Source organism: Actinoplanes solisilvae (assembly GCF_003999975.1).
Classification (GTDB): Bacteria; Actinomycetota; Actinomycetes; order Mycobacteriales; family Micromonosporaceae; genus Actinoplanes; species Actinoplanes solisilvae.
In genome coordinates, this window is record NZ_RJAC01000041.1 from 1 (window position 1) to 17,171 (window position 17,171).

At 69.2% G+C, this 17,171-nt stretch carries 14 protein-coding genes; 8 read left to right on the plus strand and 6 right to left on the minus strand.

Going from position 1 to position 17,171, the window contains the following annotated elements; genetic code table 11:
• The 8 genes from EER30_RS44190 to EER30_RS44225 form a co-directional block, all read left to right on the plus strand.
• Window positions 1-528 (plus strand): universal stress protein (locus tag EER30_RS44190; RefSeq protein WP_205650692.1); only part of this gene is annotated, 528 nt, incomplete at its 5' end.
• Between the two features lie 75 nt (window positions 529-603).
• Complete coding sequence (locus EER30_RS44195) at window positions 604-1,524, plus strand: universal stress protein (protein WP_127508515.1); 921 nt, start codon at window positions 604-606, stop codon at window positions 1,522-1,524.
• Window positions 1,525-1,950: 426 nt separating this feature from the next.
• Window positions 1,951-3,126 (plus strand): MFS transporter, encoded by a 1,176-nt coding sequence (locus tag EER30_RS44200; RefSeq protein ID WP_164842749.1) that lies wholly within the window; start codon window positions 1,951-1,953, stop codon window positions 3,124-3,126.
• Window positions 3,127-3,236: 110 nt separating this feature from the next.
• Window positions 3,237-6,905: a nitrate reductase subunit alpha gene (locus tag EER30_RS44205; RefSeq protein WP_127508520.1), complete on the plus strand. Its 3,669-nt coding sequence runs from the start codon at window positions 3,237-3,239 to the stop codon at window positions 6,903-6,905.
• Entirely contained in the window at window positions 6,905-8,587 is a 1,683-nt protein-coding gene (gene narH, locus EER30_RS44210; protein WP_127508523.1) for a nitrate reductase subunit beta, read from the plus strand. Before EER30_RS44205 ends, narH begins: the two co-directional genes overlap by 1 nt.
• The gene (gene narJ / locus EER30_RS44215) at window positions 8,584-9,249 is read left to right on the plus strand and encodes a nitrate reductase molybdenum cofactor assembly chaperone (protein WP_127508526.1); all 666 of its coding nucleotides are present in this window, start codon (window positions 8,584-8,586) and stop codon (window positions 9,247-9,249) included. The genes narH and narJ overlap by 4 nt, the downstream gene beginning before the upstream one ends.
• Window positions 9,246-10,013, plus strand: a complete 768-nt coding sequence (gene narI / locus EER30_RS44220) for a respiratory nitrate reductase subunit gamma (RefSeq protein WP_127508529.1) — start codon at window positions 9,246-9,248, stop codon at window positions 10,011-10,013. Before narJ ends, narI begins: the two co-directional genes overlap by 4 nt.
• Before the next feature lie 119 nt (window positions 10,014-10,132).
• Entirely contained in the window at window positions 10,133-10,675 is a 543-nt protein-coding gene (locus tag EER30_RS44225) for a flavin reductase family protein (RefSeq protein ID WP_240670714.1), read from the plus strand.
• Between the two features lie 325 nt (window positions 10,676-11,000).
• On the opposite strand, the gene EER30_RS44230 is transcribed toward EER30_RS44225, so the two are convergent.
• The 6 genes from EER30_RS44230 to EER30_RS44255 all read right to left on the minus strand — a co-directional run bounded on the left by EER30_RS44230 (window position 11,001) and on the right by EER30_RS44255 (window position 17,153).
• A complete protein-coding gene (locus EER30_RS44230) occupies window positions 11,001-13,697 on the minus strand; it encodes a cation-translocating P-type ATPase (RefSeq protein WP_127508531.1) in 2,697 nt (898 codons plus the stop codon).
• A 33-nt stretch (window positions 13,698-13,730) separates the two neighbouring features.
• A complete protein-coding gene (locus EER30_RS44235; RefSeq protein WP_127508534.1) occupies window positions 13,731-14,618 on the minus strand; it encodes a universal stress protein in 888 nt (295 codons plus the stop codon).
• Window positions 14,619-14,677: 59 nt separating this feature from the next.
• Window positions 14,678-14,872, minus strand: coding sequence for a hypothetical protein (locus EER30_RS44240; RefSeq protein WP_127508537.1), 195 nt, complete (start codon window positions 14,870-14,872; stop codon window positions 14,678-14,680).
• A gap of 150 nt (window positions 14,873-15,022) precedes the next feature.
• Window positions 15,023-15,682 (minus strand): sensor histidine kinase, encoded by a 660-nt coding sequence (locus tag EER30_RS44245; RefSeq protein WP_127508540.1) that lies wholly within the window; start codon window positions 15,680-15,682, stop codon window positions 15,023-15,025.
• A 258-nt stretch (window positions 15,683-15,940) separates the two neighbouring features.
• Window positions 15,941-16,417, minus strand: a complete 477-nt coding sequence (locus EER30_RS44250; protein ID WP_205650694.1) for a Crp/Fnr family transcriptional regulator — start codon at window positions 16,415-16,417, stop codon at window positions 15,941-15,943.
• A 43-nt stretch (window positions 16,418-16,460) separates the two neighbouring features.
• Entirely contained in the window at window positions 16,461-17,153 is a 693-nt protein-coding gene (locus tag EER30_RS44255; protein ID WP_240670712.1) for a CBS domain-containing protein, read from the minus strand.
• Window positions 17,154-17,171: the final 18 nt, after the last annotated feature.

Consider the following 17,171-nt stretch of genomic DNA (forward strand, 5'->3'; position numbering starts at 1 on the left):
GCCGCCTGTTCGGTTCTGGTGGCCAGGACGACGACGCCGCGCGACGGTCCGATCATCGTCGGCGTGAACGGATCATCGTCGTCCGAACAGGCGCTCGACTTCGCCTTCGAGACCGCCGCCCGACAGCAGGAGGAGCTGGTCGTCGTCCGAGCCGTGGCTTCCGGGTCAGGCAACGGCACCGGGGGCGACCCTCTCGCCGCCCTGACCGATCTGGTCGCCGCGCGTGCGGATAAATATCACCTCGATGCCCAGGTCCGAGTGCTGCCGGGCGAACCCGAAGCTGTTCTGGTCGCGGCGTCGATGTGGGCCGGTTCGGTCATCATCGGTGCCCGCGGGCAACGGCCCTATCAGGGACTGCTCGGCTCGGCCGCCCAGACGCTGCTGCACCACAGCCCGGCACCGATCATCCTGGTTCGTGGCGCGACGCCGGTGGTGGAGACCCTCTGGTCCAGGACCATCGGCCCTGCCCGGCCGTACCCCTCCGGCGTCATGCTTCTGATGATGCCCACCGAGGCGCCACCGGCGTGATCGGGGCGACCGAGTGACGGTCGGCCCGGCCTCGGTGGACGCCCGGCAAATCCACCGTCAACCGAGGAGGCCGACATGGCGACAGTCACCGGTGCACCAGTGGTGGTCGGAGTCGACGGCTCCCCGTCGAGCCTCGACGCCGTCGAACTGGCCGCGACCGAAGCTGGGCTTCGTCATCTCCGGTTGCACATCGTCCACGCATTCGTCTGGCCGGCATCGCTCGTCGCGGCCCGCCCGGCAAGGGAGGGCGCGCCCGAACCTGCCACCGTGGTACGCACTCAGGCCGACACCATCGTCGCCGAAGCGAAGACGCACGCCGAGAAGGCCGCCGCGGGCATCGTGATCACCACCGAGGTGGCGAGCGGCCCCCCGTCGTTCGTCCTGCTGGAGCGCAGCCGCCATGCCACGCTGGTCGTCGTCGGCGACCGGGGCCTCGGCCGGTTCGACGGCATCCTGGCCGGCTCCGTGGCGACACACCTGGCGACCTACGGATCCACTCCCGTTGTCGTAGTACGGGGCAGCGAAAAGCAGGGCGGCCCCGTGGTGGTCGGTGTCGACGGTTCCGCAAGGTCGGCACGCGCCCTGGAGTTCGCGGCCGGCGAGGCGTCACTTCGCGGCGCCGAGCTGATCGCTGTGCACGTCTGGCGGACACCGGCGCTGGCCGGGCCGGGCGACGCTATGCCCCTGGTCTACGACCTCGACCTGCTCGAAGCCCAGGAAGACCGTCGCCTCTCGACGGCTCTGGACGGCCTCGGTGACCGCTACCCCGGTCTGCGGGTCCACCGTGAGCTGGGCCGCGGATCAGCCGGACCGGTTCTGACGTCCTGGTCTCGCCGAGCGCAGCTGATGGTCGTCGGCGACCGGGGCCGCGGCGGCTTCGCCGCGCTGCTCCTCGGCTCGGTGAGCCAATATCTGATCTTCCATTCCGCCTGCCCGGTGGCGGTAGTCCGGGACGCCGCACGAGCCCCCGCCACCCTGAGTTCCTCGGCCGGGTGAGTTCGGTTCCAGCGGACCACCTTCAACGCCGCTCGGTCACGGGCGGCGGACAAGGTGGCCTCGGTGGCAGGGCTGTCGGACCCGTCGACGGCTGACGTTCCACCTCACCGTCGATCGCTCAGCTGACAGAACGTGGCCACCTCCGCATGCTCCGCACCGACGCCCGCCGTCTGCCGAGCGCCCCGCGGGCCCGGCCAGGTTCAAGATGTCCCGGACTTCCGGACTCGAATGGAGGGCGCAAATGCCCCATCCGTGGTGCGATGACTTGAGCACTCTGAGTGATGGGCAGGGCTGAGCTGCCCATGACCTCCCGGCGGACGATCAGGCCCCGGCACGACAGATGAGGCAGTGATGAGTCAGCAGCGAACACCAGCCGCACCGACTGCGGCGCCCTCCGGAGCGATGACAGGCGCGCGGAGATGGGTGATGCTCACACTGGCCACCCTCGGGTTCGCGGTGAACTTCTGGGCGTGGGCCTTGTTGAGTCCCCTCGCACCGAAGTTCAAGGACGCGTTGCAACTGAGCCCCTTCCAGCAGGCTCTGCTGGTGGCCGTGCCGGTGGTGGTCGGATCGCTCGGCCGGATCCCGGTCGGGGCGCTGACCGACCGGTTCGGCGGACGATTGATGTTCCCGATCGTCTCGCTGTCGACGATCGTGCCGGTGCTGTACCTGGGGCTGGCCGGACACACGTCCCTGGCGGGATTGCTGGTCGGTGGGTTCTTCCTCGGTATCGGAGGCACCACGTTCGCCATCGGCGTCCCGTTCGTCTCGGCGTGGTTCCCACCCGCCAAGCGCGGTCTGGCCATCGGTGTGTTCGGCATGGGCATGGGTGGCACCGCCATCAGTGCGCTGACCACGGTCAAGTTGGTCGCGGCCCACGGGACGCCGACACCGTTCATCGTCACCACGATCGCCCTCGCCGCCTATGCGGCGCTGGCGGCGCTGCTGCTGCGCGACGCCCCGGGGAGGGTGGCGCCGACCGAGGCCCTGTCACGCCGGCTGGCCGCGACGATGCGGTTGCGGATCACCTGGCACGCGTCGGCGTTGTACGCGGTCGTCTTCGGCGGTTACGTGGCCTTCTCCGTCTACCTGCCGGCCTATCTGAAGACCGCGTACGCGCTGACCCAGGCGGACGCGGCGAACCGGATGGCCGGTTTCGTGCTTCTCGCCGTGATCATGCGGCCGGTCGGTGGGTGGCTCTCAGACCGATACGAGCCGTCTCGGGTATTGTCCGGTGCCTTGCTGGTGGTGGGCCTCGGCGCGGCCGTGCAGGCGTTCACGCCGGCTTTGACCCCCCTCGGCACGGTGGCGTTCCTGGCGATGGCGGCGGCACTGGGCGCCGGCAGCGGCGCGACCTTCGCCCTGGTGGCTCTGCTGGCGCCGGCGAACAAGGTCGGTTCGGTGACCGGTGTGGTCGGCGCCGCGGGCGGGCTCGGCGGGTTCGTGCCGCCGTTGCTGATGGGCGTGCTGTACGGCCAGTTCGGGTCGTACGCGGTCGGTTTGGCTCTGCTCGCGGCGGTCGCGGCCGGCGCGCTGGTACTGGCGAGCACCGCCGTCCGTAAGTCGTCCCAGTTCGCCACCGGCACGCTCCGCGGGGCGTGATGCCCGAACAGGAGATTGCGGTTGCCGTTCGTCGACAAAGTGCGCACACGGAAACCGGCTTCGCACCATGATCGTGTAGGCAAGGAAGTTTCAACTCGGGAATGAGTGCCATGTCGAAGACAGCCGAACGGGCGGGACGGGCGTTGCTGTCCGTCGGGGGTTTGGTGCGGCGCGCGGAGGTGTCTGACGACGGCCGCACCCTGCACCAGATCGGCGGCCGGGAGGCGGACAGCTTCTACCGGGATCGATGGTCGTACGACAAGGTGGTGCGGTCCACCCACGGTGTGAACTGCACCGGGTCGTGCTCGTGGAAGGTGTACGTCAAGGACGGCATCATCACCTGGGAGCAGCAGCAGACGGACTACCCCAGCGTCGGCGCGGACCGCCCCGAGTACGAGCCTCGCGGGTGCCCGCGTGGTGCGGCGTTCTCCTGGTACACATATTCACCGACCCGGGTTCGATATCCGTATGCCCGCGGGGTACTGATCGAGATGTTCCGGGAGGCGAAGGCCCGCCTCGGCGGTGACCCGGTCGCCGCCTGGGCCGACATCCAGAACGACCCGGCCCGGCGGCGCACGTACCAGAAGGCGCGCGGCAAAGGCGGCCTGATCCGGGTCGACTGGGACGAGGCGCTGGAAATCGTCGCCGCGGCGCACGTGCACACCATCGGTGAGTACGGCCCGGACCGGGTGGCCGGGTTCTCACCGATCCCGGCGATGTCGATGGTGTCGCATGCGGTCGGCGCCCGGTTCCTGTCGCTGATCGGCGGGACGATGCTGTCGTTCTACGACTGGTACGCGGACCTGCCGGTGGCCTCGCCGCAGATGTTCGGCGACCAGACCGACGTGCCCGAGTCCGGTGACTGGTGGGACGCCTCCTACCTGATGATGTGGGGTTCCAACGTCCCGGTCACCCGGACCCCGGACGCGCACTGGATGGCCGAGGCGCGATACCGCGGGCAGAAGGTCGTCGTGGTGTCGCCGGATTACGCCGACAGCGTCAAGTTCGCCGACGAGTGGCTACCCGCGCAGCCGGGCACCGACGGCGCCCTCGCGATGGCGATGGGCCACGTCATTCTCAAGGAGTTCTTCGTCGACAAGACCACCGCACCCTTCGTCGACTATGTCGGGCGGTACACCGACCTGCCGTACCTGGTCGGACTGGAACCGATCGACGGCGGCGGCTACCGGCCGGGCAAGTTCGTCACCGCCGCCGATCTCGGCGAGACGGATGCCGAGGCTGCCTTCCGGCCGGTGCTGTGGGACACCGTCACCGATGCGGTCGCGGTACCCAACGGGTCGCTCGGGCACCGGTTCAACGGAGCCGGGGTCGGCCAGTGGAACTTGGATCTGGGCGCGATCGTCCCCCGGCTGAGCTGCGCCGGCGGCGAGGGCGCGGAGGTCTTGTTGCCGCGCTTCGACAACGACACCCCCGAGCTGATGAGCCGCGGCGTTGCGACTGCCCGGGTCGGCGACCGACTCGTCACGACGGTCCTCGACCTGATGCTCGCCCAGTACGGCGTGTCCCGGCCCGGTCTGCCGGGCGACTGGCCCGCGGGTTACGACGACGCGACCAAGCCGTACACCCCGGCCTGGCAGGAGCCGATCACCGGCGTGCCGGCGGCGGCAGTGGCCCGGATCGCCCACGAGTTCGCCGACAACGCCGAACGCTCCGGCGGCCGCTCCATGATCCTCATGGGCGCCGGCACGAACCACTGGTTCCACTCCGACACCACCTACCGGGCGATGCTCGTGCTCACCACCATCACCGGCTGCCAGGGCAAGAACGGCGGCGGTTGGGCACACTACGTCGGGCAGGAGAAATGCCGGCCGGTGACCGGCTGGTCGCACCTGGCCTTCGGGCTGGACTGGGTCCGCCCGCCACGGCAGATGATCGGGACGGCGTTCTGGTATCTGCACACCGATCAGTGGCGCTACGACCAGTACACCGCCGACGTGCTCACCTCGCCGCTGGCCAAGGGCGATTTCGCCGGCCGGCACACCGCCGACCTGCTCGCCAAGTCGGCCCGGCTGGGCTGGATGCCGACCATGCCGACGTTCGACCGCAACCCCCTCGACCTCGCCGACGACGCCGTCGCCGCCGACCCGGAGAACCCGGCCGCCCACGTGGCAAAGGAACTGGTCGACGGACGCCTGAAGTTCGCCGGCACCGACCCGGACGCGCCGCAGAACTGGCCCCGGGTGTTGACGGTATGGCGGGCGAACCTCCTCGGCTCCTCCGCCAAGGGCAATGAATACTTCCTGCGTCACCTCCTCGGCACCGACGCCTCGCTGCGCGCCGAGGAGGCGCCACCGGAGAAGCGACCCCGGGATGTGGTCTGGCGGGAGGAGGCCCCGGAGGGCAAGCTCGACCTGCTGCTGTCGATGGATTTCCGAATGACGTCCACGACACTGTTCTCCGATGTGGTGCTACCGGCAGCGACGTGGTACGAGAAGCATGATCTGAACACCACCGACATGCACCCGTTCGTGCACGCCTTCACCCCGGCGATCAACCCGCCGTGGCAGACCCGCACCGACTTCGACGCGTTCCATCGGATCGCCGCCAAGTTCTCCGAGCTGGCCGGCCCGCGCCTGGGTGTCCGCAAGGATCTGGTGGCCGCGCCGCTGCTGCACGACACACCTGATGCCATGTCAACCCCCGGCGGCGTGGTGCGTGACTGGCAGACGGGCGAGGTCACGGCGGTGCCGGGACGGACGATGCCGAAGTTCGTCGTGGTGGAACGCGACTACGGTGCGATCTCCGCGAAGATGGGCGCGCTCGGGCCGCTGCTGGACCGGCTCGGCACCACCACCAAGGCCGTCACGGTCGACGTCAACCCGGAGATCGACTTCCTCAGCAAGATCAACGGCACCGTACGCGGTGGTGTCGCCGACGGCCGGCCCCGCCTTGACACCGACATCCGCTGCTGCGAGGCGATCCTGGCACTGTCCGGCACCACCAACGGGCGGGTGGCCACCGAGGGATTCCGGTTCCTCGAGCGGCGCACCGGGCAGCGCCTGGCCGATCTGGCGGCGGAGAACGAGGGTAAGCAGATCCGCTTCGCCGACGCCCAGGCCCGGCCGGTGCCGGTCATCACCAGCCCGGAATGGTCGGGCAGCGAACACGGCGGCCGCCGCTATTCGCCGTTCACCATCAACGTGGAACGCCTCAAGCCGTGGCACACCTTGACTGGCCGGCAGCACTTCTACCTGGATCACGATTGGATGCAGGAGCTCGGCGAGGAATTGCCGGCGTTCCGGCCGCCGCTGGACATGCACAAGCTCTTCGGCGAACCGCGGCTCGGCCCCAAGGGCGAACTCGAGCTGACGGTGCGGTACCTCACGCCGCACTCGAAGTGGTCGATCCATTCCGAGTACCAGGACAACCTGATCATGCTGACCTTGTCCCGCGGCGGTCCGACGATGTGGATGAGCGAGGCCGACGCGGCGAAGATCGGCGTGACCGACAACGAGTGGATCGAGGCCGTCAACCGCAACGGCGTGGTCGTGTGCCGGGCGGTGGTGAGCCACAAGATGCCCGAGGGCACCGTCTACCTGTACCACGCCGCGGAACGGGTGATCGACGTGCCGAAGGCGGAGACGAACGGCCGCCGTGGCGGCATCCACAACTCGTTGACCCGGCTGCTCATCAAGCCCAGCCACCTCATCGGCGGGTACGCCCAGCTGTCGTTCGCGTTCAACTATCTCGGCCCCACCGGCAACCAGCGCGACGAGGTCACGGTCATCCGTCGCCGGTCCCAGGAAGTGGAGTACTGATGCGCGTCATGGCGCAGATGTCGATGGTCATGAACCTCGACAAGTGCATCGGGTGCCACACCTGCTCGGTCACGTGCAAACAGGCCTGGACCAACCGGTCCGGGGTCGAGTACGCGTGGTTCAACAACGTCGAGTCCCGGCCCGGTCAGGGCTACCCCCGTACGTATCAGGATCAGGAGAAGTGGCAGGGCGGCTGGGTCCGCACCCGGACCGGCCGGCTCAAGCCGCGCTCCGGCGGCCGGCTCAAGAAGCTGATGACGATCTTCGCCAACCCGAAGATGCCGGCGATGGCCGACTACTACGAGCCCTGGACGTACGACTACGAGCACCTGATCAACGCCCCGGCCGGGGACGACACCCCGGTCGCCCGGCCGAAGTCGTTGCTGACCGGTAAGGACACCAAGGTGACCTGGTCGGCGAACTGGGACGACTCGCTCGCCGGCGGCAACGAGATCGCCGCCGGCGACCCGGTCCTGCGAAAACTGTCGGATCAGGTACGTCAGGAGTACGAGAAGGCGTTCCTGTTCTTCCTGCCCCGCATCTGCGAGCACTGCCTCAATCCGTCCTGCGTCGCCTCCTGTCCCTCGGGAGCGATCTACAAACGCGAGGAGGACGGCATCGTCCTGGTCGACCAGGACCGGTGCAAAGGCTGGCGGATGTGCGTGACCGGCTGCCCGTACAAGAAGATCTACTTCAACCACCGCACCGGTAAGGCCGAGAAGTGCACGTTCTGTTTCCCGCGGATCGAGATCGGCCAACCGACGATCTGTTCCGAGACGTGCGTCGGCCGGTTGCGTTACCTCGGCCTGATGCTCTACGACGCCGACAGGGTCGGCAAGGCCGCCGCGGTCAAGGACGAACGTGCGCTGTTCGACGCGCAGAAGTCGACGTTCCTCGACCCTCATGACCCGGCCGTCATCGCGGCGGCCCGCGAGGCGGGCATCGCCGACGACTGGATCACCGCGGCGCAGCGATCCCCGATCTGGGACCTCATCATGAGATTCGAGGTAGCGCTGCCGCTGCACCCGGAGTACCGCACCATGCCGATGGTCTGGTACATACCGCCGCTGTCACCGGTCGTCGATGTCCTCCGGGACACCGGGCACGACGGCGAGGAACTAGGCAACCTGTTCGGCGCCGTCGATGCGCTGCGTATCCCGGTCGACTACCTCGCCGGGCTGTTCACCGCCGGCGACCCCGAACCGGTGACTGCCGTGCTGCAGCGGCTCGCCGCGATGCGGGTCCATCAACGCCGGATCAACCTGGGCGAGGACCGTGACGAGTCGATCGCCGCCGCCGTCGGCATGACCGGTCAGCAGATGGACGACATGTACCGGCTGCTGGCCATCGCGAAGTACGAGGAGCGCTACGTCATCCCGGCCGCACACGCCGAAGACGCCCACCGGCTCGAGGCACAGGGCAGCGAATGCAGCCTCAACTTCGAGGGGGGCCCCGGCATGGGCGGATCGGGACCCTTCGGCGAAGCGTCCGGGACCCCGGCACCGGTCTCCGTGGAGAACTTCCACATTCAGCGGGACCGGCAGACCGCCGACACGTCCGCGGCTCCCGTGGACAAGGAGAGCCGAGTCAACCTCCTCAGTTGGGACGGCAGAGGCCGGCCGGACGGATTGTTCCCACCGCGCGACGACTCGGCGTCCGCTGACGACCGGGACCGGCCATGACGACGATCACGGACTGGCTCCACCACCGGCATCGCCCCCCGACCGCGACGCCGAGCTGGCGGGCGGTCGCTGCCCGAGCCGCATCGCTGCTGCTGCGGTACCCCGACGACGAGTCCCGCACGGTCCTGCCGACCGTGGTCGCCGCGCTCGACGAGTTGCCGGCGACGGTGGCGCAGCACCTACGGCAGGTGGCGGACATGCGTGCCAGCACCGATCCGGCCCCGCTGGCCACGGAGTACGTCCAGCTGTTCGACTTCCGCCGACGCTGTTGCCTGCACCTGACCTACTACACCTGCGGCGACACCCGCAAACGAGGCGAGGCCCTGGTGATCTTCGCGGGCGCGTACAAGGCGGCGGGTCTGGAGATCTTGGGCGGTGAGTTGCCCGACTTCCTGCCCGCCGTGCTCGACCTGGCCGCGATCGACGACGGCGGCTGGCGGATGCTGCGCGAGAACCGTGTCGGACTCGACCTGCTCACGACCGCCTTGGAAACCGAGAAATCGGTCTATCGGCATGCCATCGAGGCGGTCCGGGCGATGCTGCCGCCGCCGCAACCCGGCGACATCGCCGCCGCCATCCGCCTGGCGCAGTCCGGCCCGCCCGTGGAGCAGGTCGGTCTTGAATCGTTCGGGCACGTCGACTCGACCGGAGGCCGTCGGTGAACGTCCTGCTCTGGGTGGTATACCCCTACCTCGCCGTCGCGGTACTCGTCGGCGGGACTATCTGGCGGTACCGCTACGACAAGTTCGGCTGGACCACGCGCTCCTCCCAGCTCTACGAGTCGGCAATCCTGCGCTGGGGCAGCCCGCTGTTCCACTTCGGCATCCTGATGGTCCTCGTCGGTCACATCGGCGGCCTGCTCATCCCCAAGTCCTGGACCGAAGCCGTGGGGATCACCGAACACCTCTATCACCTCGGAGCCGTATTCATCGGCACGATCGCCGGACTCTGCACCCTGATCGGCATGACCATCCTGATCGTCCGCCGCCGGCTCACCGGCCCGGTGTTCGCCGCCACCACGAAGAACGACAAGGTCATGTACCTCGTCCTCGCCTTCGTCATCGTGCTGGGTCTCGTGGCCACGGTGCGGGCGAACATCATCGGCGCCGGTTATGACTACCGCGAAACCGTGTCACCATGGCTGCGGTCGCTGTTCTACTTCAGTCCCGACCCCGAGCAGATGGCAGGCGTGCCGAACGGATTCAAAATCCACATTGTCGGCGCGTTCACCTTGTTCGCCTTCTGGCCGTTCACCCGGCTCGTCCATGCCTTCAGCGCCCCGGTCGGCTATCTCACCCGGCCGTACATCGTCTACCGCCGCCGCGACTCCCGCCCCGGACTACGGCCCGACCGGCCAGGTTGGGACGGCCCGCCGAAACTGCCGACCGATGTTCCGGTGAAGGCCAAGGCGACCCGTCGTGGATGATCCCAGGTCCCTCACTCGACCACGTCTCGGCAGCGCTCGGGTCGGCTCTCGGCTGAGGACCGGCCGTGTCCGGACGGCTGCGCAATGACAAGGCCATCAGCACCGCCAACCTCGCCCCGATGTCGTCGGCGTGGTGGTTGGGCCAGAGTTGCCTGCTGGGCCTGGGCAACAGTGCGCAGACCACCGCCAACTTGCTGCGTGAGCGCCAGTGCGTGCTCAACCTGGCGTCGTCGTCCATGGCGGGCGCGGTAGACCGGCTCGCATTGACCACCGCAGCACCCGTCGTCCCCGCCCACAAGGCGGCGATCGGGTACCGGTACGACAGTGACAAGTTCGCCACCGCCGGACTGACCGAGCAGGCCGGCGAGATCGTCGCGGCACCGCGGGTCGCTGAGTGCCCCATCCAACTGGAGTGCGAAGTGGCTGCGGCGCATCCGTTCGGCGTGCCCGAGCCGCAGGCTACGGCGTTGCAGGTCAACGTGATCCGGGCACATGTCGAGGAGGACCTGCTGGTGCCGGGAACTCATTACGTCGACCCGCTGCGCTGGGATCCGCTCATCATGAAGTTCTGCGAGCTCTTCGGCGGTGGCGACAACGTGTACCCGTCGCGCTTGGCTGCCGGCTGGCGCATGCCGCATCGACTTCGGCCGACTATGGCCTGAAGGATTCGAGCCGCACCTCGGCGGGCGTTCAAAAGGTCAGGCCTGTTTCTCGGCAAGAACGAATATTCCAGGCTCCCGTTTACCAGCATCTTCCCCGTTGTCGCCGCCGGTCCGGCTCTGATGCAAGATCGCGTTCACGATCTCCCGGAGATCCTGCTCGCCGTGCGGCCCACGACCGAGATCCGCTTGGCTCTCCAGGCGTCCAGGAACGGGCCGATCAACGCCCGCGGCGGCCGGACTGACCGCCAGCTGGTGGCCGGCGGATCGGCCACCAGCCCCTCGGCACTCGGCACTGGTTGATGACCGCCGCGCGGCGCGATGCCGGTCACCGGGCGTGCGAGACATCCTTCCCCCGCCGGCGCAGGCCCGCGCGGTAGAGCTCGTCGGCGCCCCACACCAGCAGCGGGAAGGGCGCGAGGAAGGCCAGTTCCGAACCGGACAGCGCGGCGGTGCCGAAGATCGCTTGCAGCGGCGGCAAATAGATCAGCGCGGCGACGAAGACGAGCTCGAACGCGATGCCGCCGAGCAGGAACCGATTGCTGAACACGCCGATGGTCCGCAGCGCCGCGAAGTCGGTGCGAGACGCCATCGCGGTGCCGATCTGACAGGCGACGATGCCGGCGAAGGTCATCGTGGTGGCCCTCGCGTATGTCGTGGCGGGCAGGTCGGCGCCGGGCTTCCAGCCGGCCCGCCACAGCACCCAGAAGTAGCCGGCCATGACCAGGACCGCCGAGGTCACGCCCAGCACACCCCAGGCGCGCAGCAGCAGCCGGCGGTCGATGACGCCCGACTTCGGTGAGCGCGGCGGCCGGCTCATCAGTCCCGGTTCCGGCCGTTCGCGGCCGAGCGCGAGCGCGGGCAGCGTCTCGGTGCCCAGGTCGATGGCGAGGATCTGCAGCACGGTCAAGGGCAGCGGAACAGCGCCGCCGGAGAGCGCGAACACCAGGAAGGGCACGACCTCGGGGACAGCGTGCGCGAAGATGTAGAGCACGAACTTGCGAACGTTGTCGTACACCCGCCGGCCCGCCTCGATGGCGCGCACGATCGTCGCGAAGTTGTCGTCGGTGAGCACCATCGTCGCCGCCTCCCGGGCGACATCGGTGCCGGCGCGACCCATCGCGACGCCGATGTCGGCGTGCCGCAGCGCCGGCGCGTCGTTCACGCCGTCGCCGGTCATCGCGACGATGTGCCCCTGGGCGCGCAACGCCTCACAGATGCGCAGCTTGCCCTCGGGCGACGACCGCGCGAAAACAATCTCCTGGTGGTCCTTGAGCAGCAGGTCGAGCTCGGCGTCACCCATCCGCTCGAGTTCGGACCCGGTGACGATGTGCCGCTGCCCGCCGCCGATGCCCACCTGAGCGGCGATCTGAGCGGCAGTGGGGCCGTAGTCGCCGGTGATGACGTGCACGGTGATCCCGGCGCGGTGGGCCGCGGCGACGGCGGCGGGCACCGCGTCCCGGGGCGGGTCGACCATGGCCACCAGGCCGAGGAGCGTCAGGCCGGCCTCCGCGGTGGCCCGGTCGGCGATCAGCAGGGGCGGGTCGGTGACCCGGCGGGCGATGGCGAGGACCCGCAGGCCCGTGGAGGCGTACCGGTCGACGGCCGCCGCGACGTCAGCCCGGGTCTGCTCGGTCAGCGCGGCGGTGTGGCCGTCCGTGCTGAGAATCGTGGTGCACAGCGGCACGACGGACTCCGGGGCGCCCTTGGTGTGAAGCCGGCCGCCGGAGACGGTGGACATCCGCTTCGTACGGGGGTCGAAGGCGTACAGCGCGGTACGGGCGGGGTCACGGTCCGCGGCCCGCACCGGTACGCCCTTCTCCACCGCCAGCCGCAGCAACGCCAGCTCGGTCGGGTCCCCGCTGCCGTCCGCCGTCCCGTCATCGGCGGGACGGGCGGTGGTGCACGTCGCGGCCGCGGCGGCGAGGTCACGGACTCGCGGGTCGCTGGGGCCCGCCTTCGCGTCCCGGTCGCCTCCGGCCAGCCAGAGGCGGGTTACCCGCATGCGGTTCTCGGTCAACGTGCCGGTCTTGTCGGTGCAGATCACGGTCGTCGAACCGAGGGTCTCGACGGCCGAGAGCCGTTTCACGACCGCGCCGGACCGAGCGAGGTCGCGGACCCCGGCGGCGAGCGCGAGGGTGATGGTGGGCAGCAGTCCTTCGGGCACATTGGCGACGATGAGCCCGATGGAGAAGCTGATCGCGGCCGCCCAGCCGAGGCCGGCCAGCACGCCTACAGGCAGGAACGTGGCCCCGGCCGCGACCGCCACGATCGCGATGATCCAGGTGGCGTGGCGTACCTGCCGCTCCAGCGGGCTCGGCTCGGAGCGGCCGCGCTGCGACAGCGCCGCGATGCGGCCGATCTCGGAGTGCATTCCGGTGTGCGTGACCACGGCGCGGGCCTGTCCCGCGGTGCAGGACGTGCCACTGAACACGAGCTCGCGTGCCTCGAGCAGCGGACCGGGCACGAGATCCGTGTCCGCGGCGCGGGTGGCCGGCATCGATTCGCCGTTGAGCGCGGACAGGTCGACCGCCACGGTTCCCTCGATGAGACGGCCGTCGGCGCAGATCCGGTCGCCCTCGGCAACCTCCATCACGTCGCCGGGCACCAGGTCCCGCGCCGGCACCTCGATCAGCACAGCGTCGCGCATGACACGCGCCGAGTCGGGCAGATAGGCGGCCAGCGCCTCGACCGCGCGCTCGGCCTGACGCTCCTGAACGAAGGCGAAAGCGGCGTTGAGCAGGATGACGGCCACGACCGCGACCGCCAGCGCGGGTGAGTGCCCGGCCCAGGCCAACCCGGCGGCGATCATGAGCAGGATCGCGAGAGGCTGGGTGAACTGCGCCAGCAACTGCCCGGGCCACCGGCGGCTGTGGCGCCGAGAGAGTTCGTTCGGGCCGTACACGGTCAGCCTGCGTGCCGCGTCCCTGGACCGCAGGCCCTCCGGTGCGGAACGCAGGTGCCGGAAGAGCTCGATCGGGGGTTGGCGCCCGTCGCAGTCGGGCGGGGCCGTCGTCTGTGTCATACCCCCGACGGTCGTCCGCGCCGCCCGTGCCGGTCAGGGTCGAAGTACCTGGGTCGGTAGTGCCATCGGTCCGCGATGAGGAACCACGAGCACCGGGCGGAAGACGTGGTGCAGGGTGGCCATGGCGACGCTGCCCAGCAGGATCTCGCGGACCGCCGATCGCCCGCGCGAGCCTACGGCGATCAGGGCGGCTCGGCTCGCGCGAGCCTGGTCGGCCAGTGCCGCGGCGGTTCCTCTGCCGTGCTCCAGATGGCCGTCCGCGCGCGGCATCTTGATCAGACCCGTGATGTCCGGCCCTTCCGGCCCGCCTCCGTCCTCGACGAATACCGGCACGACCGTTCGTTGCGGGAACAGTTCCGACACGCTGCGGCGGGCGGCCTCGGCCCCGGCCGAGCCGTCCCAGCCCAGAACGACCGGCCCGGTGTCGAGCATCGCACGCTCGGTCTCCAGCAGTGGATGGGGTATCACGAGAACGGGTCGCGATGCGTAGTGAACGGCCACGTCGGAAACGCTGCCGAGGACCGCCCGGGCGCCGCCGAGACCGCGGGAACCCAGCACGATGAGGTCCGCGCCGATCTCCTCGGCGATCTCGCCCAGTTGCAGGCCCTCGCCGCCGTAGGTTCGCCGGATCAGCGCCTGGGCCTGCCATCCGTGGGCCCCGGCCAGCGAGACGCCCATGTCCGCGAGGCGTTTGGCCTCCGCCTCGCCCTGATGCTCGATGGCCGCGACGAACTCGTTTATCCCGCTCGTGCCGTGCCACAGCCTGCGCCGCAGGGGCTCGCTGGCGAACGGCGGCGCCCATACGTATGCCACGCTGGCCCTCGCGCCGGGCAGAAGCCGGGCCGCGACTTCGATCGCGGCGCCAGCCGGCAACGATCCGTCGTAGCCGAGCAACACCTTGGACCCTGATACTTCAGTCATTCGTCGGCCCTCCCTGGACGCCGTCGAGTGTTGTCCCGGCGGAAGCACCTCCGGTGAGGTCACGCTTGCTGGAGCACGCGGTCGGCCGGGTGCAGGTCGGCCGGGTCGATCTCGAGAGTCGTCAGCAGGCTGCGGTTCTTGCCGACGTCGACGATGTCGGGAAGCTCGCGATCGAACCAGTCGGCTCGGGCGTGCTTGCCCCGGGTTCGCAAGATGGCAACGATCTCGGCCTTGTTGACCTGCGTGGTGTCCACGACGGCCCCTCCTTCCGGGCGGTGGGGCCCTCGCGTTCGCTTGGCCGTTACCACCCGATCTCCTGCCAGCGTGGGCCCAGGCGGCCGGACGCGGCAGAGTCGTTCGGCCCGCCGCACCGGGACCTCCGACGCGGCGGGCCCGTGGCCAGGTCAGTCCTTCGCCTCGACATCGAGGATGACGGTGCGAATCTCCTTGAGCGTCGCGTCGAGCACACTCACAGCGGTGGTGACGTGCTGGGCGGCGACGGGATTGCCGATCAGGGGCAGTGCGCCCTCCATGATCATCGACGCCTCGAAGATCCGGTGAATGACCGTCTCGTGCATGCCCTTGGCGATCCGCTCCCGCTCAATGAGTAGTTCGAGCCGGCGGGCCTGCTCGTCCAGGAGTCTGCGATCGGTGTCGTCCCGGGTGACCTTGGCGAACCCCTCGAGGTGCCCGTCGAGGTCGAACATCGCGGTGATGGTCACGTCGGCCCAGAACCGGCTTCCGTCCCGGCGGAGCCGCCACCCCTCGTCGTGAGCATGCCCGCTCTCGGCGGCCTCCCGCAGTCCTCGTTGAGGCTTACCCGCGCGGACATCCTCCGGCGTATAGAACACCGAGAAATGTCGCCCGATAATTTCATCGGATTCGTACCCTTTGATCCGACGCGCGCCGGTATTCCAGGTGAAAATCCGGCCTTCTGGGTCAAGCATGAAAATCGCATACTCGTCGACCGCGTCGACCAGCAACGACATCAACTGGCCGCTCGTCCTGGTCAAAGCATGATCGCCTGTTCCGTGCGCCTGCTCCACGTTATTGGTGCCATCCATGTCATCTCCTGCCCAGCCGACGGGCGCCTGCGTGCGTCCCGCACCTGGGCGAGACCAGAAACGTGCGTCGAATGCATGAGTATCCCCAGCAGTCCAACACGAATCCGGCTCACAAGATATGGGCAGCCAACATTCACTCAGGGCTGAATCGCACCCCGGATCGGCAGCGCCCGAGCACATCAAGCGCGGAATTGAAGGCGGCGACCCCTACTGGACAAGGAACGACCGGCACCGCCGGGGCACCCATCATGGCCCAGCTCAAGAACCCGCCGTGGGATAGGCGTAGAGCTCGACGAGGCGGTGGCGGGCGGCCTGGAGGCGTCCCGCCACGACGTCGAGGAGCCGGGCGCTGATCTCCAGCCCGAAGTCGGGCGCCTCGGCCATCAGCTCGCGCACGAGGCGCGCGTCCAGCTCGACCCCACGAACGTTCTCGGCCACGACGGCGCCGAAGCGCCAACGGTGCGGCGGCCGCCACCACGACCAGCCCAGGACCTGGCCCGGCCCGATCGTCTCGATCACGACGTCGCCGCGGCCGGGCACGTGGAAGTCGACCGCGACCACACCGCTGTGCACCAGCCAGAATTGGTCCGCGGCCGAATCCTCCCGGAACAACCGCGTCCCGGCCGGGTGGAAGACAGGCCTACCGGCCCTTGCGAGCCGGTGCAGCCACCCGGCGGGCAGATCGGCGACGAAGTCGTGCAGGGCCAGCAAATCGAAAACGGTCAATGGCGACATGGCGACACCCCCCTCACGGTGATCGACGGGCAGCGAGAGATCTCTATGCCTCGCCGAACAGCCTCGCGGGAGTGAGGATCCGGCGGTCGTCGTAGTCGAACTCGACCTCGTCGATCACCCGGACGACCCCGGGCACCTGGCGAGTGAGCCGCGTGACCAGGTCGGTGGTCGACCAGCGGTCGGCTTGGCCGGCCAGCGTCACCACGCCCTCGGTCACCTCGATGCCCACGCCTTCGATCCGGCCGGTGAGCATCACCTGGAGTACCTCGGACCGGACCTCGGCGCCGATCTCGCTGTCCGGGCGCAGATGCACGCGCAGCAGATCACCCCGGGTGACGAGACCGACCGGCCGGCCGAGGTCGTCGACGACCGGTAGCCTGTTGACACCGCCGGCGTCCATGATGCGCGCCGCGGTCGCGATCGGTGTTCCCTGCGGCGCGACGACCGGCGGGCTGGTCATGAGCTCGGCCGCTCTGTCGGCGAGAGCTTTGGCCCGCTCGCCGCGCCGGCTTGTTCGATCGAGGAGGTGGGGCTCCTCATCGCCCGCATACTCGATCTTGCGTACCAGATCGGTTTCGGACACCACGCCGATCACGCGCCGGTGCCCGTCGACGACGGGCACCGCGCTGACCCGGCGACTGGCCATGAGGTCGATCAGTTCCCGGTACGAGGTGGACGGCTCGGCGGTCACCACCGGTTGCGTCATCACGTCGTCCACGATCCAGGTCCTCATCATCTCAGCCCCTCCTCGGTC